The sequence below is a fragment of the Streptomyces sp. NPDC006134 genome (assembly GCF_040628835.1).
Taxonomy (GTDB): domain Bacteria; phylum Actinomycetota; class Actinomycetes; order Streptomycetales; family Streptomycetaceae; genus Streptomyces.
In genome coordinates this window covers 44,866-66,381 of the sequence record NZ_JBEXTV010000027.1, presented here as the reverse complement: position 1 = coordinate 66,381, position 21,516 = coordinate 44,866, and the positions used below count along the sequence as shown (strand labels likewise).

General features: G+C 75.3%; 15 protein-coding genes. 7 read left to right on the top strand and 8 right to left on the bottom strand.

Annotated features, from left to right (window positions below; all coding sequences use genetic code 11):
- Positions 1-180 precede the first annotated feature (180 nt).
- Complete coding sequence (locus ABZ340_RS19290; protein ID WP_358782979.1) at positions 181-723, bottom strand: hypothetical protein; 543 nt, start codon at positions 721-723, stop codon at positions 181-183.
- 398 nt (positions 724-1,121) lie between these two features.
- Between ABZ340_RS19290 and ABZ340_RS19285 the strand changes: the two genes are divergently transcribed.
- The 6 genes from ABZ340_RS19285 to ABZ340_RS19260 all read left to right on the top strand — a co-directional run bounded on the left by ABZ340_RS19285 (position 1,122) and on the right by ABZ340_RS19260 (position 9,605).
- On the top strand, positions 1,122-2,369 hold the full coding sequence (locus ABZ340_RS19285) for a hypothetical protein (RefSeq protein WP_358782978.1): 1,248 nt from the start codon (positions 1,122-1,124) through the stop codon (positions 2,367-2,369).
- On the top strand, positions 2,366-3,595 hold the full coding sequence (locus tag ABZ340_RS19280) for a hypothetical protein (protein ID WP_358782977.1): 1,230 nt from the start codon (positions 2,366-2,368) through the stop codon (positions 3,593-3,595). Before ABZ340_RS19285 ends, ABZ340_RS19280 begins: the two co-directional genes overlap by 4 nt.
- Positions 3,596-3,681: 86 nt before the next feature.
- Positions 3,682-5,097, top strand: coding sequence for a hypothetical protein (locus ABZ340_RS19275; protein ID WP_358782976.1), 1,416 nt, complete (start codon positions 3,682-3,684; stop codon positions 5,095-5,097).
- Positions 5,094-6,545, top strand: a complete 1,452-nt coding sequence (locus tag ABZ340_RS19270) for a radical SAM protein (protein WP_358782975.1) — start codon at positions 5,094-5,096, stop codon at positions 6,543-6,545. The genes ABZ340_RS19275 and ABZ340_RS19270 overlap by 4 nt, the downstream gene beginning before the upstream one ends.
- A gap of 82 nt (positions 6,546-6,627) precedes the next feature.
- Positions 6,628-8,601, top strand: coding sequence for a ferritin-like domain-containing protein (locus ABZ340_RS19265; protein WP_358782974.1), 1,974 nt, complete (start codon positions 6,628-6,630; stop codon positions 8,599-8,601).
- Complete coding sequence (locus ABZ340_RS19260; RefSeq protein WP_358782973.1) at positions 8,598-9,605, top strand: hypothetical protein; 1,008 nt, start codon at positions 8,598-8,600, stop codon at positions 9,603-9,605. The genes ABZ340_RS19265 and ABZ340_RS19260 overlap by 4 nt, the downstream gene beginning before the upstream one ends.
- Before the next feature lie 225 nt (positions 9,606-9,830).
- Here the strand turns inward: ABZ340_RS19260 and ABZ340_RS19255 are convergent, their stop codons facing one another.
- The 4 genes from ABZ340_RS19255 to ABZ340_RS19240 all read right to left on the bottom strand — a co-directional run bounded on the left by ABZ340_RS19255 (position 9,831) and on the right by ABZ340_RS19240 (position 14,811).
- Positions 9,831-10,385 carry an O-acetyl-ADP-ribose deacetylase gene (locus ABZ340_RS19255; RefSeq protein ID WP_358782972.1) on the bottom strand — a complete coding sequence of 185 codons (555 nt, stop codon included), beginning with the start codon at positions 10,383-10,385 and terminating at the stop codon, positions 9,831-9,833.
- On the bottom strand, positions 10,382-11,791 hold the full coding sequence (locus ABZ340_RS19250; protein WP_358782971.1) for an NAD(P)/FAD-dependent oxidoreductase: 1,410 nt from the start codon (positions 11,789-11,791) through the stop codon (positions 10,382-10,384). The genes ABZ340_RS19255 and ABZ340_RS19250 overlap by 4 nt, the downstream gene beginning before the upstream one ends.
- Positions 11,792-12,002: 211 nt before the next feature.
- Positions 12,003-12,851, bottom strand: a complete 849-nt coding sequence (locus tag ABZ340_RS19245; protein ID WP_358782970.1) for an inositol monophosphatase family protein — start codon at positions 12,849-12,851, stop codon at positions 12,003-12,005.
- 133 nt (positions 12,852-12,984) lie between these two features.
- The gene (locus ABZ340_RS19240) at positions 12,985-14,811 is read right to left on the bottom strand and encodes a gamma-glutamyltransferase (RefSeq protein ID WP_358782969.1); all 1,827 of its coding nucleotides are present in this window, start codon (positions 14,809-14,811) and stop codon (positions 12,985-12,987) included.
- 507 nt (positions 14,812-15,318) lie between these two features.
- Between ABZ340_RS19240 and ABZ340_RS19235 the strand changes: the two genes are divergently transcribed.
- Complete coding sequence (locus ABZ340_RS19235) at positions 15,319-16,833, top strand: PHB depolymerase family esterase (protein WP_358782968.1); 1,515 nt, start codon at positions 15,319-15,321, stop codon at positions 16,831-16,833.
- Positions 16,834-16,931: 98 nt separating this feature from the next.
- Here ABZ340_RS19235 and ABZ340_RS19230 read toward each other — a convergent pair whose 3' ends face one another.
- From ABZ340_RS19230 to ABZ340_RS19220, 3 genes are all read right to left on the bottom strand, one after another.
- Positions 16,932-17,954: an amidinotransferase gene (locus tag ABZ340_RS19230; protein ID WP_358782967.1), complete on the bottom strand. Its 1,023-nt coding sequence runs from the start codon at positions 17,952-17,954 to the stop codon at positions 16,932-16,934.
- A gap of 215 nt (positions 17,955-18,169) precedes the next feature.
- On the bottom strand, positions 18,170-19,894 hold the full coding sequence (locus ABZ340_RS19225) for a carboxylesterase family protein (protein ID WP_358782966.1): 1,725 nt from the start codon (positions 19,892-19,894) through the stop codon (positions 18,170-18,172).
- 349 nt (positions 19,895-20,243) lie between these two features.
- Complete coding sequence (locus ABZ340_RS19220; protein WP_358782965.1) at positions 20,244-21,230, bottom strand: ferric reductase-like transmembrane domain-containing protein; 987 nt, start codon at positions 21,228-21,230, stop codon at positions 20,244-20,246.
- Positions 21,231-21,516 lie beyond the last annotated feature (286 nt).

Sequence of the window (21,516 nt, the reverse complement as noted above, 5' to 3'; positions counted from 1 at the left end):
GGAGTGCCGCTGCGCGTACAGACATACGACCGCCGAACGGAACGACGGAATGAGCGCCCTTCACCCGGCCCGGGCCCGCCTGCCGGACACTCGGACGCCCGGGCGCCGGCACCCGGCGCCCAGTGCCCGACACCCGGCGTGCGCGGCACGCGGCACGCGGCGCGCCGCCCAGCGGGGCGATCAGGCGGCGCGGCAGAGCGCCGCCGGGCCGCCCGGGGCCGCGGCGCGGTCCACGGCCGCGCCCACGGGACGGGCGGCTCGGACGGGACGGGCGGCTCGGACGGCGACCGCGGCCCGCGAGCGGTTCCGCGCGAAGACGACGAGGCGCAGCACCGCGAACCGCGCGAGGCCGGCGAGCGCGGAGGCGGACAGGTAGACGGCCTGCTCGAGCACCACGCCGGGGGCCGCCACCAGCTGCCGCAGGGCGAGCATCGCCACACAGGTCACCGCGTACGCGGCCGCCGCGGACCCGGCCGACTGCGCATGCTGGCGCCAGGTCGCGCGCCCGCCGGCACCGAAGGTGAAGCGGGCGTGCAGCTCGGTGGCGAGGAGCGTGGAGACCACGGTGACCAGAGCGTTGGCCAGGGTCCACGGCATCCAGGAGGCGAGGGCCGCCACGGCGAGACTGGAGGCGAGCCCCACTCCGCCGCCGCAGACCACGAAACGGACGAAGGCGGTGAAGACACCCGGTGCCGCCTGCTGCCGGTTCTGCGCTGCTTCCATGACCCGCCCCCTGTTCCGCCGTTTCCTACTCAGGAAATGCTACGTTGCATTTACAAACCGAGCAACAACCTTGTTGCGGCAGATCGCTAAAACCGCAGGTAACAGCAGATAAATCGTTGCAATGTCCCATCAGTAACGCAACAGGTCAGTCGCGTACGTTGCAATGCACTGGGCGTGAACGTCACGTCGGCGACAGACTCCGACGCCCCGCTTCCGGTGGCCCACGACAGCACCCGGCACCCTGGGCCACGCCTTCGCCCGGACGGGACGCCCGAGGTGGCGCCGAGCCGCCGCACGGCGTAGCGGCACCGGCGCGTCGCACGACAGTACGCGTTCACTTCAATACGTTCGGTGACTGCCGTGTTCCGGGCAGGACCCCGCCGTCGAAAGGTGCCGCCATGCCGTTCTCCGCCCCCGGAGGGGCCGACGACCTGCCCCCGGACCTGCTGGGCCGGTGGAACGAGGAGATCCAGACCCGCTTCGCGCAGCTCGAACCCGGCCTGGGGAGCAGGTTCTTCCGTCTGGAGGCCACCGACCCGGCGGCCCAGCGGGTTCCCGTCACCTGGTTCGGGAACCCCGCCGAACCGGGTTTCTGTCTCGACGCCACCACGGCCCGCCGGCTCTCCGACTGGGGGGTGCGCGGGCGGCGCGCACTGCACAACGAGTACTGCGAGTACGCCGTGATCACGGCCCCGGACAGCGAGGGACGGCTGCGCCCGAAGCGCGTACAGGTCACCACCGAACTGCCCGAGTACCACCTGATGCTGGCCACCCACGCCCCCCGGCTGCTGCGTGAGGTGATCTCCAAGATCCTGGGGAGCGAGCCGCGGTGGGAGGAGCTGTACGGACCGGGCGCGACGGACCCTGAGCAGCTCGGCCCGAAGCAGCGGCGGGTGCGGTTCGCGCGCCAGCTGACCGGCAACTGCGGGGAGCGGGATCTCGTCGAGGCGAACGTCCCGAGCGCACCGGCCGGCTCCCTCAACGCGGTGAACGCCCTGTTCATGGCGCACCCCATCAACGGACTGGACGACCTGATCTACATCGTGCTGTTCGGTGCCCGCCCGTACGCCCGGCGGACCGCGTCGGGCGGGCTGGAGCCGGCGGGCCGGGACCAGATCTTCCGGGTCGGCGGGACGGAGGCACTGGCGTGCCGGCACGCCGACCCGGCGGCGGCGCTGGCCGCGGCGGGCGCGGCGTTCCAGGGGCGCACGGTGTCGTTCGCCGACCCGCTGGGCATGTACATCCACCGTTTCGCGTCGGACGTCTTCCTGTTCGAGGGCGGCCCGGTCCCCGACCCGTGGATCCGGCTGGGGCGCGGCGCGAACGGACTGCACCAGCGGCTGGAGTTCGGGCCCGGGGACGACGACCCGCACTTCCTGGACGAGATCACGCTCGTGGAGGGTGACCTGGAGGAGCCGCTGACCGGAGGCTACGACGTGGTGCGCCGGGTGGAGGTCGGACCGGTCGCGGCGGTCGGCGCGCCGTCCCCGGTGGGCGACGACGAGTTCGTCGTCCTGCCCGATCCGCCCGGGCCGATCCGCTGCGGCGAGGCGCGGGTCTGCGACAGCATCAGGCAGCTGAAGGCGGCCTTCGACGCGGCGCACGAGCGGATCCCGTCGGCCGCCGGTCCCCGGGGCGGACGGTGACCGTGCTGCAGGAAGGCATCCACCACGGGCCGGGCATGAGCCCGCCCGGGCACATGGCGCTGGTGTTCCTGCGCGTCGACCCGGCGGCCGACGCCCCCGTCGTGGACGGTGTGCTGCGGAAGGCGGCGGCGATGCTGCGGGCGCTGGCCGCGGGCACCGTGCCCGAACTGCCGGGCCATCCGGTGCCGGGCGGCAACCTGACGTTCCTGCTGGGCTTCGGCCCGAAGGCGTTCGGCATCCCGAAGGCCAGGCGGCCGGCCCCGGAGGCCCTCGCGCCCCGCTTCCGCTTCCGTTCGCCGCGCCCGACCGGGGGCGGACCGCTGCTGGTCGGCTCCGGCCTGTCGTACGCGGCGGACGTCACGCGCAACGACGCGACCGAGGAGTTCTGTCTCCAGTTCACCGCCGACACCCAGCTCGCCGTGGCCCGCGCGGTGGTGGAGCTGTGGAAGCTGCTGCGCGGCGAGCGGGACGGCACGACGCGCACCGCCCCGCTGGAGATCGCCGGCATCCACACCGGATTCCAGCGCGACGACCTGCGCAGCTGGATCGGCTTCCACGACGGCGTGTCGAACCTCGACAGCGCCGACCGGGAGCGGGTCATCAGCATCGGCGAGGGCGAGGCGGGCACGGACACCTGGACCGTCGGCGGCACGTACCTGACGTTCCTGCGCCTGACCGTGGACCTGGAGCAGTGGCAGGACCTGTCCCGCGCGCAGCAAGAACTGCTGGTGGGCCGTGACAAGCTGACCGGCGCCCCGCTGACCGGCCGGGACGCCGAGGGCCGGCCGGTGCCCGCCGCCGGCTGCCCGGTGGCCGGCACCACGGAGGTGACCCAGCCGGGCAACGAGGCGTTCCGGAAGCACGGCGAGACCTCCGATCCGGTGGTGGCCGCCTCCCACGTCCACCGGGCGAACCTGGTCCCCAGCACCGACCCGGACCAGGCCGGCTCGCTGCGGGTGTTCCGGCAGGGGTACGAGTTCTTCGAACCGGCCGCCGCGGCCCCGGGCTTCCGGATCGGCCTGAACTTCGTGAGCTTCCAGGACAGTCCCGACCGGCTGCTGCGCCTGCTCACCCAGCGGGGCTGGCTCGGCGGCGTCAACTTCGGCGGGCAGCCCGGCCCGGACGCCCCGGCGGGCCGGCTGCTGTCGGTCCGGGCCGCCGGGACGTATCTGGTGCCCCCCGTGCAGGACGGCGCGCCCTACCCGGGCGCCGAGGTCTTCGGCTGACGCTCCGCCCGGAGTCCTCCGGGCCCCGGCGGGAGCGGACGGCTCCCCCCGCTCCCCCCGCTTCCCCCACGGCACTGGAGAGTCCCGTGATCGAACAGCTCTGGCTCCATCCGCCCCTCGCCTTCGCCCGCATCGGCCCCTCCCCGGTGCCGTGCGACACCTACCTCTGGGGGCCCAGCGACCTGACGCCCCGCGGCACCGGCAAGACCACCGTGGTGCCCGGCCCCACCCTCGACGTCGCCGCCGACGGCACCCTCACCGAACGGATGCCGCAGAGCGTGCGGTTCAAGGACGCCGACGGCTTCCGCCCGGTCTGCCCGTTCTTCGAGCTGCACGGCGCCTGGACCGTGGACGGGCGGCGCCACAGCGGCCCGGTCACCACCCGGGTGCTCGCCGACCACGGCCTCGCCCTCGCCGACGTGCGCTGGCGCGTCGCGGTCGCCAACCTCAAGCCGTACCACTACACCGAGGCCATGGGCGACCGGATCGAGGCCGGCGTCGAACTCGCCGGGGACGACCACCGGCGGCACGAACTGGCCGGGCGCTCCCCCGACGGCGCCGGCCGGCCGCTCGTGCCGCCCGGCCGGCACGTGCCGCTCGGCGCCGTCCAGGTGCCCGCCCCGAACGAGCGGCTGCCGGAGCTCAGGCTGCGCTTCACCCCCGCGGCGGGCGTCGTGTACGGGCCGGTCGACCTCCCCGAACGCGTCAGGGCCCTCCCCGAGGGCGCCATCCGGTACACCCTTCCCGCCGAACGGCTCATCCTCGGCCCGGACGCGGCCTGGTGCGGTTTCTCGCTCACCTCGGACCCGCGGACCAACCCCGGCGGGCTGTTCGCCGGTGCCGAGAACAACGACAGCCTCGGCCTGGTCGACGACGTCTGCGACGGCCTGGTGACCGCCTCCCTGCCCGGCGGTCTCACCGCCACGGCCCGGATCGTCGTCGGGCCGCCCGACTTCGCGCCCGACCGCAGGCCCTTCGTGTCCCTCGCGGACGGCCTGACCGACCGCGTACGGCGCGGCGACGTCCGCGACCCCGCGTACCTGGCGGACGCGCGGCAGACCGCGCTGGAGGTCCGCGACCTGTTCGAGCGCATCCTGGAGACCCTGGACGCCGTCAACGTCGACGCCCAGAACGAACGGGCCGCGCGCGAGAACGCCGCCCTCGCGCGCGCCGTCGGCGACCCGGTCGAAAGCGCCCGGCAGCAGGCCTTCACGGCACCCGAGCCGCTGCTCGGCGTGGTGCTGGGCCTCACCGAGCGGGGCCGGCGCCGGCACCGCAGGTTCGTCGCCCTGGAGGCCCTGGAGGACCTGCTGCGGGAACAGCCCGAACTGATCCGCCGGGTGATCCGGGAACCGGTCACCACGGAGCGGTACTACGACCGGAAGATGCCCGTGGCCATGCGCGGCTCCGACCGCTACCCGATGCACCTGACCCGCCGCCAGTACGACCTGCTGACCGGCTGGGCCCGCTCGCTGCGGGCCGGGACCCAGGAGGGGACGTGACCGTTCTGCTGCGCATCGGCCGCCGTCCGCCGGAGCCGGACCCCGGGCCGGCCGGGGAGCCGGACGCCCCGCCGGGACTCGCCGCCGAGGCGAAGGTGTTCCGCAGCGCGCACGGCGCGCACCTGTTCCTCGCCGACGGCAGCCGCGTCTACGACCTGCCGGAGGAGACCGCCGCCCGGCTGGAACGCTGGACGGCCGCCCCGCACACCCCGGCCGAGGACGCGGCGTTCGCCGCCGGGCTGGGACTGCCGCTGTGGGGCGGCGCGGACGCCCCGGCGCCGCGCATCGACGGCACGCCCGCCGAGGTGCCGCCGCTGTCCGCGCTCTCGCTCAACGTGATGCAGGCGTGCAACCTCAGCTGCGCCCACTGCTACGCCGACGAGGGCCGGTTCGGCGGCCCGGCCCGTGCCATGCCCCGGCACACGGCGTTCGCCGCCGTGGACCGGCTGCTGGCCGAGGCCGCGCCGGGCGCGGACGTCGTGGTCGGGTTCATGGGCGGCGAACCGCTGCTGGCCCGCCGCCTGGTGCACGACGTGGTGCGGTACGCGACCGAGGCCGCCTCCGGCACGGGGCACCGGGTGCGGTTCTCGCTCACCACCAACCTGACCACGGTCCGGGCCGAGGACGCGCGGCTGTTCGCCCAGCACCCGTTCACCGTGGCGGTCAGCCTCGACGGCGACCGCGCCGGCCACGACGCGCTGCGCCGCGCGCCCGGCGCAGGGAGCGCGTACGACGCGCTGTGCGCGGGGCTGGAGGTGCTGCGCCGGCACGGGCGCCCCCGGCACCTCTCGGCCCGGGTCAGCGTCACCCCGCACACCACCCGGCTGCTGGACGTCCTGGAGCAGGGCATCGCCCTGGGCTTCGACGAGGTGGGCTTCGCGGCGGTGGTCAGCGCCCCCGACCCCGCCTACGAGCTGGGCCCGGCGGACTTCGCCGGTTTCCTGGACCGCATGGTGGAGTGCGGCCGGGCCGCCCTGCGGGAGCTGTCGGCCGGCCGCCCGTATCCCTTCGGCAACTTCGTGACCGCCATGCACCAGCTGCACCGGGGCAGCCACCGGCCCTACCCCTGCGGCGCCGGCGCCGGCTATCTCAGCGCCTCCGCCGAGGGCGGGCTCTACGCCTGCCACCGGCTGGTGGACGACCCGGCGTTCGCCATGGGCACGGTGGCCGGCGGGCCGGACCGGGCGGCCCGGGAGCGGCATCTGGCGCGCGGTCACGTGGACCGGATGCGGCCCTGCCGGTCCTGCTGGGCCCGCTATCTGTGCGGTGGCGGCTGCTACCACGAGGTGAGCCGCCGCGGGCGGCCCGGCTGCGACTACATCCGCGGCTGGCTGGCCTTCTGCCTGCGGGCCTACGCGGAACTCGCGCAGGCCGCCCCGGGGTTCTTCGCCGAGGCGGGGGACTTTGCGGCCGGGGCGACGAGCGACCCGGCGACCCTCGCCCGGTGACCGGGCGCGTCGCTCCGCCGGTCCCCCGGTCCGCCCTCCCGACCCGTCCCTCCGCCCCACCCCGCACGACCAAGGAGCCGCCATGTCCGATCCAGCCCGCGGGCCCCTGCCCGAACCCAACGGGAAGATCTTCCCGCGCAATCTCACCGCCCGGGCCGACCTGCTGGTCCGCGGCAACCCGGCGGGCACCCGCCCCGAGAGCGGTGTCGACAACTGCTACCCCGGGCTGGAGTTCGACCAGCGCAATCTCGACAAGGCGTTCTTCCCCGGTCTGACCGTCGACTTCCACCGGCCGGACGGGTCGCAGGTCGTCGCGGTCACCGGTGGCCCCGCCGCCGAGCAGGGCCTGACCGACGCCGACCTGCCGCTGCACGTGTGGGCGCTGTGCGGGCGTACCACCGTGGACGAGCCGGTGGACCGGGCCCGCACCTTCAGCTGCACCGGGCTCAACGGCCTGGAGGTGTGGCGCCGGGTGCACGACCTGCTGCCGGGTCCGGTGGCCGTGCTGGTGGGCCCCGTCCCGGGCCGGTTCTCGCCGGGGGCGGACATCGTCGGCGGCGACCTCGACGGGCTGCGGCTGAGCGGCCGCAGCATCGTCCAGCGCGACGGGACCGGTGCGGTGGAGGCGGCCGTCCTGGTCGCCGACCGGGCCCGTTACCTGGACGAGGACGGGGTGATCGACCCCGAGGTGTACCAGCCGGGCGACCTCACGCGCAGCCTGTGCGCGCCCTGGCAGTACGACTTCCGGGACTGCGGCTGTTTCTACTGGGCCGCCTCCAAGCCGGACATCGCCACCAGCTCCGACGGCCGGTTCCGCGACCTCAACTTCCAGCGGCGCGACCGCACCACGGTTCCGCCCGAGCCCGACGGCCCCGGGCTCGCGGGCCGCCGTGAGCGGGAACTCGACTACGCCGAGCTGATCGCCGACTGGAACGTGCTCCCCGTCGTGCTCAACGGCCGCGAGGACGACAGCCTGGGCGTCCCGCCCGTGCCGGCGGTCGGCACACTCACCCGGGACCAGGTGATCGCCGAGCTGGAGTACCTGGCCACCGTGGAGCACGCGCTCTGCGTCGAGTACCTCTTCGCGCACTACTCGCTCGACGCCCCGATGCGGCTGCCGGACGGTGCGGACCCCCGGGTCCGGAAGATCTTCGCGGCGGCGGACGAGGTGTTCTCCGTGGCGGTGGACGAGATGCGGCACCTGCGGTGGGTCAACGAAGCCCTCGGCACGCTCGGCCGGCCGCCCCGGCTGGGCCGCGCCGCCAGGATCCACCACACCCTCGACCGGCCCTTCGCGCTGCGGCCGCTCACCCCCGAGCAGCTGCAGTGGTTCATCGACGTCGAACGCCCCAGCCAGGAGGCCGGCACGGGTGTCGACGGCATGTACGTACGTCTGCACCAGACGCTGGTCCGCAACCCGGAGGAGTTCCCCGAGCACGACCGGCTGGCGCACCTGATCAAGCTGATCATCGACGAGGGCCAGGACCACTTCCGGCGGTTCACCGCCGTCCAGGGCCACCTGGCGGACCTGAGCCCCGAGCAGTACCTGCGGCCGCTGCGCGACGGCTCCGACGATCCGCTGGAGGCCCGTCTGCTGGATCTCGGCGACCAGAACTACGCCGTGCTGCTCGGCGCGCTCGACGCCACCTTCGCGCTGGGCGACCGCGCGGGCGGCCTCCTGATCGAGCAGTCCCGGCGCGCCATGTTCAACCTGCACGAGGTCAACCACCTGCTGGCCGCGCGCGGTGTGGCGCCGCGCTTCACCCTGCCCGCCCCGTTCGCCGAGCCCCTCGCGGAAGGCGCCGGGCGCGCCGACGGCCAGGGCGCCGCCCGTGCCGCCGCCGCGGCGGCCACGGGCATCCGCGCGCAGATCGGCTCGCTGGGCGGCCACGCCGAGCGGGCGATGATGCTCCGCCAGCAGGCCGACACGGACGCCCTGCTGGCCGCCCTAGAGGAGGACGGGGCCCCCTCGGGTCCCGCCGGTTCCACCGCTCCCACCGATTCCACCGGTCCCACCGGTCCCGCCGGTCCGGCCCCCGGGGACGGCCTCTCGTGACCGCCGGCGGGCGCGGCGCCGTCGTCGTGGTGGAGGGGGCCGGGCTCGCCGAACTGACGTGCGCGTGGCTGCTCGCGGGCCGTGGCCACCGGGTCCGGCTGGCCGGTGCCCGCCCGGCTCCGGGGCCGCGCCCGCTGGTGCTCAACGAGGTCACCGTGGACCTGCTGCGCTCTCTGTGGGGCACCCGGCACGTCCCGGACGGCTGGTGGCTGACACACCGGCAGGTCGCGTGGGGCGCCGGAACCGGACCGGGCCGGCTGGCGCAGACGGCCGTCGTCGTGGACGGCGCGGAGCTGGCCGGCCGGCTGCTGGCCCGGCTGGCCGCGCGGCACCGCGGCGTCATCGGCGGTGCCATCGGCGGCCAGGAACCCCAGCCCGGGTGGACCGTCACCGCGGCGCCGCAGGACGGGCCGGGCGCGCAGTGGACGGCCGGCCGCCGGCACCTGCTGGCGGGCGAGGCCGCCCTCGCGCCCGGGGAGGACGAGCGCACCGCCCTGCTCGCCTGTACCGAGCCGGCCTGGCTGCACCTCACCCCGCTGGGCGGCGGCCGGGCCCTGCTGCAGGCCATGGTTCCGGGGCCGGTCCGGGATTCCGCCGGGCTGCTGACCCGGCTGCTCGCCGCATCGCCGCTGGCGGACCGGCTCCGGCACGCTCCGGCCTCGGCGGTGGCGGTGCCCGCCGCCCCCCGCGTCCATCGGGCGCCCGCGCCGCCCGGACGCCTCGTCGTCGGCGCGGGGGCCCTCCGCCACGACCCGCTCAGCGGTTCCGGAACCGCGCAGGCACTGCGTACCGCCGTCCTCGCCGCCGCGGTCGTCGACGCGGCGGCGCGGGGCGTGCCCGCGGACGCACTCCGCGCCCACTACACCGCCCGCCTGCACGCCGCCTTCCGCGAGCACCTGCGCACCTGTGCCCGGCTGTACGCCGCGGCCTTCCCGTCCGCCGCCTGGCACGACGAGCTCGACGCCGCCCGCCTCCCGCTCCCCGCGCCGCCCGTGCCCGCGTGAAGGCCGGTGGCCTCGGCTCCGGCGGCGACCGGGCCTCCACGCGCACCCCTGGTGGGCGTGGAGACAGGCCGGTCTCACCGGCCTTCCCCCGGTCCGGAGCGTCCTGGCCGTGCCGGCGTCGATGACGTGATCGGCGCCGGTGACGTCACCGACGACGTCGGGGAGGAGGTGCTGTCCGAGGCCGCGTCCGAAGCGGGTGATCCGCATGGCCGGTGAGGGCGACCGTCACGGGGACCCGGGCGGAAGGGGACTCTCGCCGCCGTGCCGCAGCCGGTGGACCTGCCCGGCGAACGCCGCGAACGCCCGCTCGTCGAACAGGACGAACCTGACTTCCTCGACGGCGGTCTCCGTGTCCCGCACCGTCTCCACGGCGATGCGGGCGACGTCCTCCACCGGCCACCCGTAGGCACCGGCCGAGATGGCCGGGAACGCCACCGTGCGGGCGCCCAGCTCGTCGGCCACCCGGAGCGACTTGCGGTGGCAGGAGGCGAGCGGCGAGGGATCGCTGCCGGCGCCCTGGTACACCGGGCCCACCGTGTGGATCACCCAGCGGGCGTCGAGATCGCCCGCGGTGGTGGCGACCGCCTGCCCGGTGGGCAGGCCCTTGCCGTACCGCGAGGCGCGCAGCGCGCGGCACTCGGCGAGGATCGCGGGGCCGCCGCGGCGGTGGATCGCGCCGTCGACGCCGCCTCCGCCCAGCAGGGAGGAGTTGGCCGCGTTGACGATCGCGTCGACGCTCTGGCGTGTGATGTCGCCCCGGACGAGAGTGAGGGTGGTCATGTCTGTCTGAGCCTCCGCCAGACGGCCTTCGCCGCGTTGTGTCCGGACATGCCGTGCACTCCGGGGCCCGGCGGGGTGGCCGACGAGCAGAGGAAGACGGCCGGGTGCGGGGTGGCGTACGGGAACAGGGACAGCTTGGGACGCAGCAGGGTCTGCAGGCCGCGGACCGCCCCGGAGGCGATGTCGCCGCCGACGTAGTTGGCGTTGCGGGCGGCGAGTTCGGGCGGGCCGGCGGTCGCGCGGGCCAGGACGCGGTCGCGGAAGCCCGGCGCGAAGCGCTCCAGCTGGCGTTCGACGGCGTCGGTGAGGTCGCCGGTCCAGCCGTGGGGCACGTGCCCGTACGCCCAGAAGACGTGCTTGCCGGCCGGGGCCCGGGTGGGGTCGGCGACGCTGGGCTGCACGGTGATGAGGAAGGGGGCGCCGGAGGGGCGGCCCTCGTGGGAGGCCGCGTGCAGGGCGGCACCGATCTCCCCGGTGTCCGCGCCGACCTGGACGGTGCCGGCGGCGCGGGCCTCTGCCGCGGTCCACGGGACCGGGCCGTCCAGCGCGTAGTCGATCTTGAAGACGCCGGGGCCGTAGCGGTAGCCGTCGTAGTACCGGCCCAGGCCCGCGATCCGGGCCAGGGCGGTGGGCGAGGTGTCGAAGACGTACGCGCGCGCGGGCGGCAGGTCGTCCAGGCGCTTGACCTCGTAGTCGGTGTGCACGGCGCCGCCGAGGTCCGTCAGGAGGGCGGCGAGGGCGTCGGAGATCGCCTGGGAGCCGCCGCGGGCGACGGGCCAGCCGCGGGCGTGCGCGGCCAGGGCGAAGACCAGGCCGATGGCGCTGGTGGCGAAGGAGCCCAGGGGGGCCATGACGTGCGCGACGAGTCCGGCGAACAGGGTCTTGGCCTTCTCGTCGCGGAAACGGCGCATCAGCCAGGTCGACGGGGGCAGGCCGGCGAGGCCGAAGCGGGCGAGGGTGACCGGGTCGCGGGGCAGCGCGGTCAGCGGCAGGGACATGAAGTCGCGGGCGAGGGTGTCCCACCGGGGCAGGAAGGGCTCGACCAGTCTGCGGTAGGTGCCCGCGTCGCGCGGGCCGAACGAGGCGGCCGTCTCGCCGACCGACCGCGCCAGCACGGCGGCCGAGCCGTCCGGGAACGGGTGCGCCATCGGCAGCCCGGCGTGCAGCCACCGCAGGCCGTAGCGCTCCAGGGGCAGGGCGCGGAAGGCGGGCGAGTTGACGCCGAGGGGGTGGGCGGCGGAGCAGGGGTCGTGCCGGAAACCGGGCAGCGTGAGCTCTTCGGTGCGGGCGCCTCCGCCCACGGTGCCGCGCGCCTCGAACACGGCCACGGAGAACCCGCGCCGGGCCAGCTCCACCGCTGCGGTCAGCCCGTTCGGCCCCGCCCCCACCACGACCGCATCGAGCATCGACGGCACCTTCGGACCCCTTCGTCAGCCGACGGCCACTGAGGATCAGGATATGCCCGGGCACCGACAGTCCCCGGCCGCGGGTCCGCTCCCCCGACGACTGCCCGGACTGCCGGAGCGTCTTCGGCAGACCCCGGCCGCGGGTCCGCTCCCCCGGCGCCGGGCCCGCACGGTGCCCGGCGCCCGGCGCCCGGCGCCCGGACGCCCGCCCTCAGGCGGCCCCGCCCGACAGCAGCGCCGCCACCTGCCGGGCCGTGGCCGCGTCACGGGCCGCGGTGAACGGCAGCTCGTTGCCGCCCGTGATGCGGAAGGGCTCGCCGGTGCGGGTCAGGTGGGTGCCGCCCGCCTCCTCGACGAGCAGCAGCCCGGCGGCGTGGTCCCAGGCGGCCTCCCAGGAGAACGCCGTGGCGTCCGATGCGCCGCGGGCGACGGCGAGGTACTCCAGTCCGGCCGAGCCGCAGGCGCGGGGTGCGACGCCCTTGGTCCACAGGCCGAGCAGGGCGCGCTTCTGCTCCGGCGTCGTGTAGTCCGGGTGGGAGGTGGCGACCCGCAGGTCACGGCCCGGCTCCGGCGGTCCGGCGTGCAGCCGCTCCCCGTCCAGGAACGCGCCCCGGCCGCGTACGGCCGTGGCGAACTGTTCCCGGGCGGGCGCGTAGGTCCAGGAGGCCCGCAGGACGCCGTGCTGCGCGAGCGCGACCAGCGTGCAGAACCCGGTGTCGCCGTGCACGAACTGCCGGGTGCCGTCGACGGGGTCGACGATCCACACCGGTGCCTCGCCCCGGAGCGCCTCGTAGGAGGCGGGGTTGGCGTGCACCGCCTCCTCGCCGACGACGGCGGAGCCGGGCAGCAGGGCGACGAGCGCCTCGGTGAGGTACAGCTCGGCCTTGCGGTCGGCGTCCGTCACCAGGTCGTGCGGTCCCGCCTTCTGGTCGACCTCGTGCGCGGCGAGCCGCCGCCAGCGCGGCATGATCTCCAGTGCGGCGGCCGTGCGGACGGCTTCCTCCACGTCGGAGGCGTGCCGGGCGAGAAACCCGTCGATGGTTTCGCTGTCTTCGATCATGACTCCATGAGAGCACGCGCCACCGGCGGTCCCCACCCGGCCGGTGTGCTCCGGGCACGACCGGCGTGAACACCGGGGCACCAGGGGCCAGGGATGGGGAGGGGGATGGGGACAGGGCCGGGGACGGGCCGGATCAGCGCCCCACCGCGTACCCCTGCATGCCTCTGGGGTTGGCCGCGGCCGACAGGATCCCCGTCTCCGGGTCCCGCGCGACGGCGCACAGCCGCCCCTCCGACCAGGGGTCGCCGACGGTGACGTCGTGGCCGCGGCGCCGCAGTTCCCCGACGACCGCCGGGTCCGTGCGGGACTCGACGGTGACGCTGCCCGGTCGCATGCCGCGCGGGAAGAAGGAGCCGGGGAAGCTGTCGTTGTGCCAGTTCGGGGCGTCGATGGCGCCCTGGAGGTCGAGGCCGCCGCGCACCGGTGCGCGCAGCCCGACCGCGAGGAGGAAGTGGAGCTGCCACTGGTCCTGCTGGTCGCCGCCGGGGGTGCCGAACGCCATGAACGGGACGCCGTCGCGCAGCGCGATCGAGGGGGTGAGGGTGGTGCGGGGACGGCGGCCCGGCGTGAGGGAGTTGGGCAGGCCCTCCTCCAGCCAGGTCATCTGGAGCCGGGTGCCGAGGGGGAAGCCCAGTTCCGGCACGACGGGGTTGGACTGCAGCCAGCCGCCGCTGGGCGTGGCGGCGACCATGTTGCCCCAGCGGTCGACGACGTCGAGGTGGCAGGTGTCGCCGCGGGTGGTGCCGTCGGCGGCGACGGCCGGCTCGCCCGGCACCGGGGAGAGCGGGCTCTTGGCGACCGTGGGCTCGCCGGCGCCCGGTGCGGCGGAGCCGGCGCCCTCGGCGGCCGCCGCGTACGCGTGCGCGGCCAGCCGCGGGGTGCGCCCGCCGGGGCTGCCGGGCCGCAGCTCGTACGAGGCGCTCTCCCCGACGAGCCGTCTGCGCTGCGCGTTGTACGCGTCCGACAGCAGGTCCCCGACGGGCACGTCGGCGGCGTCCCCGTACCAGGCCTCCCGGTCGGCCATGGCGAGCTTGCAGCCCTCGATCAGCAGGTGCACGTAGTCGGCCGAGCCGTAGGGCGGCAGTTCGGGCGGGAGCAGGGCGAGCTGCTGGAGCAGCACCGGGCCCTGGCTCCAGGGGCCGGGCTTGCATATGGTCCAGCCGTTCCAGTCGTACGTCACCGGTGTCTCGTACGTCGCCGACCAGGCGGCGAGGTCGGCGGCCGTGAGGGTGCCGGTGTGCCGCTCGCCGCTGGTGTCGAGGGTGGGGCGCGCGGCCTGCCGTACGAGGGCATCGGCGATGAACCCGGTGCGCCAGACCTCGCGGGCGGCCTCGATCTGCGCCTCGCGGTCCCCCGCCCCGGCGGTCTCGGCGAGGAGCCGCCGCCAGGTGGCGGCGAGGGCGGGGTTGCGGAACAGCTCGCCCGCGCGGGGCGGGCGTCCGTGCGGCAGGTACACCTGTGCCGAGGAGGTCCACTCCGTCTCGAACAGCTCGCGGACCGTCTCGACGGTCTCGCCGACGCGCTCCACGGGCGCGTGCCCGTGCTCGGCGTAGCCGATGGCGTACTTCAGGACGTCGGCGAGGGGCTTGGTGCCGTGGTCGCGCAGCAGGAGCATCCAGGCGTCGAACGCGCCGGGCACGGCGGCGGCGAGCGGACCCGTGCCGGGGACGAGCTCCAGGCCGAGGCTCTTGTAGTGCGCGACGCCGGCTCCGGCGGGGGCGACGCCCTGCCCGCACAGCACCCGCACCTCGCCGCCCGCCGGGGCGAGCAGGATCGGCACCTCGCCGGCCGGTCCGTTCAGGTGCGGCTCGACGACGTGCAGGACGAACGCGCCCGCCACGGCGGCGTCGTAGGCGTTGCCGCCGTCCTCCAGGACGGCCATCGCGGACTGCGAGGCCAGCCAGTGGGTGGAGGAGACCATGCCGAAGGTGCCCTGGAGCGTGGGCCGGGTGGTGAACATACAGCCTCTCACCTCGCTGTTCGCGCCCATCGGTCCGTCCGATCGGCGCTGGGGAGCCGTCCTGGGGAGGATCCGGGGAGTCCGGGCCGGGACCCGCGCTCCCCTGATCCCCGAGCAGGCTATCGATCGCCCTGTGCCCCTTCTCCCCTGCCTCCGGCATGAAGCGGGCGTGGTGGTCGAGTGTGATCGTCGGCGACGAACGCCGCGAACGCGGTGCGGTGACACGGCGTGAGCGGGCGCAGCCGGCCGGGGAACGCGCCGTCGTCCATGGCCGGTGGAGGTGTGTCCCACCCCACCACGAGAGTGGCCGGGAACGGGTCTCGTCTCCCGGGCCAGGTGATCACACCGCGTGCCATGGATGCCCGCCACACAGGGCATCCGGCAAGCCTGGCCCTCCCGCCCATGTCGACACCGCCGGGGCGCCGTGATGATGCACGTCACACCGTTCACCGGTCTTCGTCCGGCGTCGGCGCACGGCCGTTCCCACCGCTTCAGGAGGCAGTCGTCATGGGTCCGTCGCACCCTCCGTTCCGTTTCACCGGGAGCCGCCGCCTCCTCAGAGGCGTCCGCCGCTGGGTCACCGCCGCCGTGGGCGCCCTGGCCCTGACCGGCGGCCTGGCCGCCGCGGCCCCGCAGGCGACCGCCGCGGGGCTCACCCAGGTCACCGCCTTCGGCAGCAATCCCGGCAATCTGTCCATGTACGCCTACGCACCCGACACGCTGCCGGACGGCGCCCCGCTCGTGGTCGCGCTGCACGGCTGCACTCAGAGCGCGAACGACTACTACGCGCACTCCGGCTGGCCGAAGTTCGCCGACCGCTACGGCTTCGCGCTGGTCTTCCCGCAGACGAGCAGCGCCAACAACGCCAACTCCTGCTTCAACTGGTTCGAGCCGGGCGACAGCAAGCGCGGCCAGGGCGAGGCACTGTCGATCAAACAGATGGTCGACAAGGCCGTCGCCCAGTACGGCAGCGACAGCCGGCGGGTCTACATCACCGGTCTGTCCGCCGGAGGCGGCATGACCGCGAACATGCTCGCCGCCTACCCCGACGTCTTCGCGGCCGGCTCCGTCAACTCCGGACTGCCCGCCTCCTGCGCGACCGGCATCGCCGCCGCGTACACCTGCATGTACAGTCCGCCGGACAAGAGCCCCGCGCAGTGGGGCGACCTGGTGCGCGCGGCCGCCCCGTCCGGCACGGCCTCCTGGCCCCGCGTCGCGATCTGGCAGGGCACCGCGGACACCACCGTCAAGCCCGCCAACGCCACGGAACTGCGCGACCAGTGGACGGACGTGTGGGGCATCGGCCAGACGCCTTCCCGCACCGAGACCCTCGCCGGGGGCACCACGCTCAGCGTCTACGACGACGCCTCCGGCCGGCCCGCCGTCGAGGTCTACTCCCTCTCCGGCATGGCGCACGGCCTCGCGGTCGACCCGGGCAGCGGTGACGAGCAGTGCGGCACCGCCGGCACCTATTACCTCGACACCATCTGCTCCAGCCACCACACCGCCCGTTTCTGGGGGCTCGACGGCGAAGGCGACGGAGACGGAGACGGAGACGGCGGCCAGGACCCCGGGGCCCTGCCCGCGCCCACCGGCCTGGCGGTCACCGCCACCACCGGTACCACCGTCGCCCTGCGCTGGAACGCGGTCGACGGCGCGTCCTCGTACGCCGTCCACCGCGGCGGCAGGAAGGTGGGCACCACCACGTCGACCTCCTACACCGACACCGGCCTGGCCACCGGCACCACGTACGGCTACACGGTGGCGGCCGTGAACGCGGCCGGCACGGCGGGCGCGGTCTCCGCGACGGTGACCGCGACCACGACCGGCTTCACGCCCACGTGCCACACGGCGAGCAACTACGCCCACACGACGGCCGGACGGGCCCACCAGAGCGGCGGCTACACCTACGCCAACGGCTCGCAGCAGGCCATGGGGCTGTGGAACACCCTCATCACCCACACCCTCATGCAGACCGCACCCGGCTACTACGTCCTCGCGGACTCCGGCTGCCCGGCCTGACCCTCACCCCACGGTCCCGGTGGACGCCCGTCCGCCGGGGCCGCTCATGCCCGGCGGGCCGCCGCTCTGGTGGGCCCGTCCGGCCGCCCGGGGACCCGTCACTCGCCGAGTTCGCGGACCAGGGGGTGGTGCGCGCAGCGGAAGCCGCCGGCGAAGGCGGTCACCGCGTCGAAGGCAAGCGTGTGGACCGTGACGTTCCGCCCGGTCAGCGCTTCGGCGAGGCCGGTCAGCCGTTCGTCGACGAGCACCTCGCCGGGGCCGAGGACGAGACTGTTGCCCGCGAGGAGGTTCACCGCCTCCCACAGGGTGACGTCGATCAGGTCCCAGTCGGCGACGGGGGCCGGCACGCCGTCGGGGAACTGCTGCCGGCACACGACCGCCAGCCCCTCGCGGACGGCGGTGAGGCCGTCGTCCAGGTGGATCACCCGATCGCTGAGCGGCACCTCGTGGACGCGGTGGCCGTCCCCGAGCAGGCGTGCCAGCCACCGCGCCCCCTGCGCGTCGGAGGCCGTTCCGCCCCGGCCGATGCCGACGAGGACGTCCCGGCCCAGGACCAGCACGTCGCCGCCTTCGAGGAACGGCCCCGTCGCCGAGGCGAGCTCGGGCACCGGTACCGGTGACGGCGGCGGCATCACCGAGCAGCGCGCCCCGCGGGCGGCGGCCTGCGCGAAGACGGGGCGCAGCCCGAAGCGTTCCTTGAACCGGGCCGGCAGCCGCAGGGCGGCCTCGATGACGTGGTCGCCGACGACGATCATCGGATCGCGGACGAACGTCTGCGTGCTGAACCGGTCGCCGTCCCTCCCGTACACGGCCAGTTCGGGTTCGGTCAGCTCCCGCGGGCGGTGCACGGCCACCCCGCGGCCGGTCAGGAAACGGGCCAGTCCCTCGATCTGCCCGACGCTTCTCGCCCAGCCCTCGGGGTCCGCCTCGGACCAGAGTCTTCCCGCCCAGCGCGGCAGGTTCCGCCGGGTCTGCTCGGGCAGGAAGCGCAGAGAGTCCGGCAGCCCCGCACCGAGCCGTTCCGGGACGCGGAAGTCGATGACGCGGCCCACCACCGCTTCCTTGAGCACTCCCCATTCGTGGGTGACGTTGACGCGGTCGAGCGGTTGCGGAGTGGTCATGATCGCGTGGCTCCTCGTCCGGGAGGGGGGAGACCGGGTACGGGCTCGAAGCGGCGCCCCGGTCCGAGGACACGTCCACCGTTTCACCCCGGACCGGCCGGTACATCGGCGAAGGGGACCGAAGACGGCTGGACATTCGGGAGGAACCACCCCCGCGGGACGTCGTTCTCACGGAGGAGACGCCGACGGGGACGGCCCGTCGTGGAACCGGGCCGTCAGCGCACGCAGTCCCAGAAGCCGAGGTTGTGCGCGCGGTGGTAGTCGACGGGGCCGATCCGCTGGGGCGCCAGTGACTGCGTGTACGGCCGTCCGGCGGGGCCCCGGTGGTGGTAGGGGCGCCAGGCAGGCAGTCCGGCGCCGCGGGGTGCGCCGGTGCGGGCGAACGCGGCCCAGTAGCCGGTCATGGCCGCCGACAGGCGGCGCTGCGCCGGGGTGAACAGCGGCTCGGCCGCTTCGTCCTCGAACAGGTACGGGATGTCGCCGGCGTGGAAGGCGCCGAAGTCGAAGTCGCCGGGCAGCGGCAGGAACATCGGCGCGTCACGGTCGGCGAACTCGTACGCGTACACCGGCACGTGCCGTGCCAGCGCGTCGTGCTGGTCCCGGGTGCCGCGCGCCCACATGCGGTCGGTGATCACGGTGGCCCACGCCAGCGCGGGGGACGGGAAGGCGTCCGCGGGGTACTCGGCCCGCACCCGCCAAGCCGCCCGCTCGCCGAACGCGGTGCGCAGCGCCCGGTCGTAGTCGGCCTCGGTGAACGGCCTGCCCACGGCGTCGTAGAGCATCCCGACGAACGTGCGGTGCTCGTCGCGGGTCGCGCCCGACAGGACGGGCACCCGGTGGAACCGTCCGGCGCGCAGGGCCCGGGGCGGCAGCTCGGGCAGGGTGGTGTTGCCGTACCCGAACGCCTGGAAGGCGTTCATGATGTGCGGCACGTCGAGGATCGTCTTCACGGGCAGGGCGCGCAGGCAGGCGAGGACGCGCTCGGGGCGGTCGTCGCGGCAGCCGAGGGGGGCCGTCATCTCGCGGGTGACGTCCTCCATCTCCCGTCCGGTGCGCCAGACGTACCAGGGGTAGCCCGGCACGTCCGGTCCCATGGCGCCGGCCGGCATGTCCATCATGGCCTCGCCGCTGGCCATGACGGCCCGGTGGAACAGGCCCCGGGAGGCGGGGGACGTCAGGTGTCCGGCGACGGCGGACGCGCCGTAGGAGACGCCGGCCACGGTGACGTTGCCGGGGTCGCCGCCGAAGGCGCGCGCGTTGTCGCGCACCCAGGCCAGGGCCGCCCGCTGGTCCTGGAGGCCGAAGGTGCCGGACCCCTCCAGGCCCGGCAGGGCGAGGCCGCCGAAGACGCCGAGGCGGTAGTTGACGGTGACGACCATCAGGCCCCGCCCGGCCAGACGGCGCCCGTCGAAGAAGGAACCCCCGCCCACGGAGCCGTCCCCGTGGATCCACACGAGCACGGGCCAGGGCCCCCGGCGGTCCCCGCCCGACGGGGTGGTGACGTTCAGGACCAGGCAGTCCTCCTCCGTGCTGGAGATCGGCGCGTACTGCGAGGGCACCTGAGGGCACAGCGGTCCCGGCTCGGTCGCGTCCCTGACCCCCTTCCACGGCGGTACGGGGCGGGGCGGCGCCCACCGGTGCCGTCCCTCGGGGGCGCCTGCGTAGGGAATGCCCTGGAAGATCCGGTACGGGCCCGAGCGGGTGCCGCGGACCAGGCCCGCGCCCGTGCGTACCGTCTCGCCGGTGGGGGCGGAGGGCTCGGCGGTGAGGGCGGAGGGCTCGGCGGTGAGGGCGGAGGGCTCGGCGGCGGACCGGGCCGCGGCGGCTGCCGGGCCGGGCTTCGCGGTGAAGGCGGGCGGGGCGGACAGCGGTGCGGTGAGCGCCAGGGCGGAGACCGCCGTGACGACGGCCGCCCGGTGACGGATTCTGCGCTGGGTCACGGCGGAAGCCTTCCGCGCACGGACCGGCCCGGCGCGGGAATGCACCGGGGGCAACCTGATCGGACGCGTGCCCGGGCCGGACGTGTGCCCGGGCCGGACGTGTGCCCGGGGCGACGCGTGCCCGGGGCGACGCGTGCCCGGGGCGTCCGGAAGAGCACGGGCGTCCCGGGCCCGGGAAGCCGTCCGGTGGCACCCTGCGGCGTCCTCGGTGCCCGGCGGTGCCCGGCGGCGTGTGTTCCGGTCACGCGCGGGCGGCGGCCGGTTCCGGGGACGCCGCGCGCCGCGGAGTGCCGCCATGCGGCCGGTGACGTTCTCGCGGGCGCCTTCGCCCGCGGTGCCGGGGGGCCGGTTACTCCGGCTCGGGGGCGTGCGGGGACGCGGCGGGCGGTTCGGGCGTGCGCTCCCGCCCGCCGTCGTGGCCGGAGACCACCACGGCGACGAGCCCGACGACGACGGCAGCGGCGGCGGCCCGTCCCGCCGCCCGCACCGTCCAGGCCGGCCAGGTCACGCCCGCGCGCCCGCCCGGACCGCCCAGCCGTTCACCCCGCCGGGCGGGCCGCAGCAGGCGGAGCAGCAGCAGGACCGCGACCGGCAGTTGCAGCAGCCACAGCACGGTCCGCGGCCACTCGCCGTACCAGACGTTGGTGCCGTACAGCAGTGTGTGCCACACGCTCAGCACGTACACGACGATCACGAACCGGTGCAGCCGGCGCCAGGTGTTCGCCCCGATGCGGTGCCGGACGTAGAACAGCAGGCCCAGGGGGACGGCCAGGTACAGGGCGCCCTGGCCGAGCGGAATGGCGATCCTGCCGGTCCCGGAGTCGTACCAGCCGGGGACGAAGGTGTCCGCGAAGCCCGCCCACAGCCGCTCGGCCCACGCCAGCTGTGCCTCGTAGCGGACGAGTTCGGCCGCGAACATCAGCGCGTGCGCGGCCATCAGGGCCGTCGTGGTCAGGCTCGTGGTGCGGTGCCAGCGTTCCAGGACCGGCCGGGAGACCGGCAGCCGGGCGGGGCGCGGCCCCGACAGCAGCAGGCCGAGCATCACCGTGCCCCACGCCCACAGCAGGCCCGACCAGCCGAACGCCTGGCTGAGCAGGTACATCCAGTAGGTACCGGCGTCGTCCATGAACGGCATGACCGCGACCGTGGCCGAGGCGCCCGACTCCATGCGCGCGTACAGGAACCAGAACACGGCCCCCGTGACCACCACCGCGGCACCGGCGTCGGGCAGCGCGGAGCGCAGGTCGCCCCGCAGGGCGATCCGGTCGGCGGGAGGCCGTCCACGTCCGGGCGGAACGGTGGTGCCGTCTCCGTCCGATCTGGCGTCCGACAGCATCAGGGGCCTCCCGGGCACGGGCCACCGCGGGAGCGGTGCGCGTGGTGACGTGGAGCACCAGTGTGAAGGGGGAGGGCGGGGAACACCGAGACGCGTTCCGGCCAGAGCGACCGCTTGGGAAACGGTGGCCCCGGCAGCCCCGGATATCGTCTGAGCTGCGGAAAACACCGGCTCCTCCCCCGCTCCACCGCTCACGGAAGCGCACGGGAGTTCCCTTCCGGCCAACCGCCGACGGCCCCCTGCCGCACGGCTGCGGACGGCTCTACGCTGATGCGCGCAGCCGGCT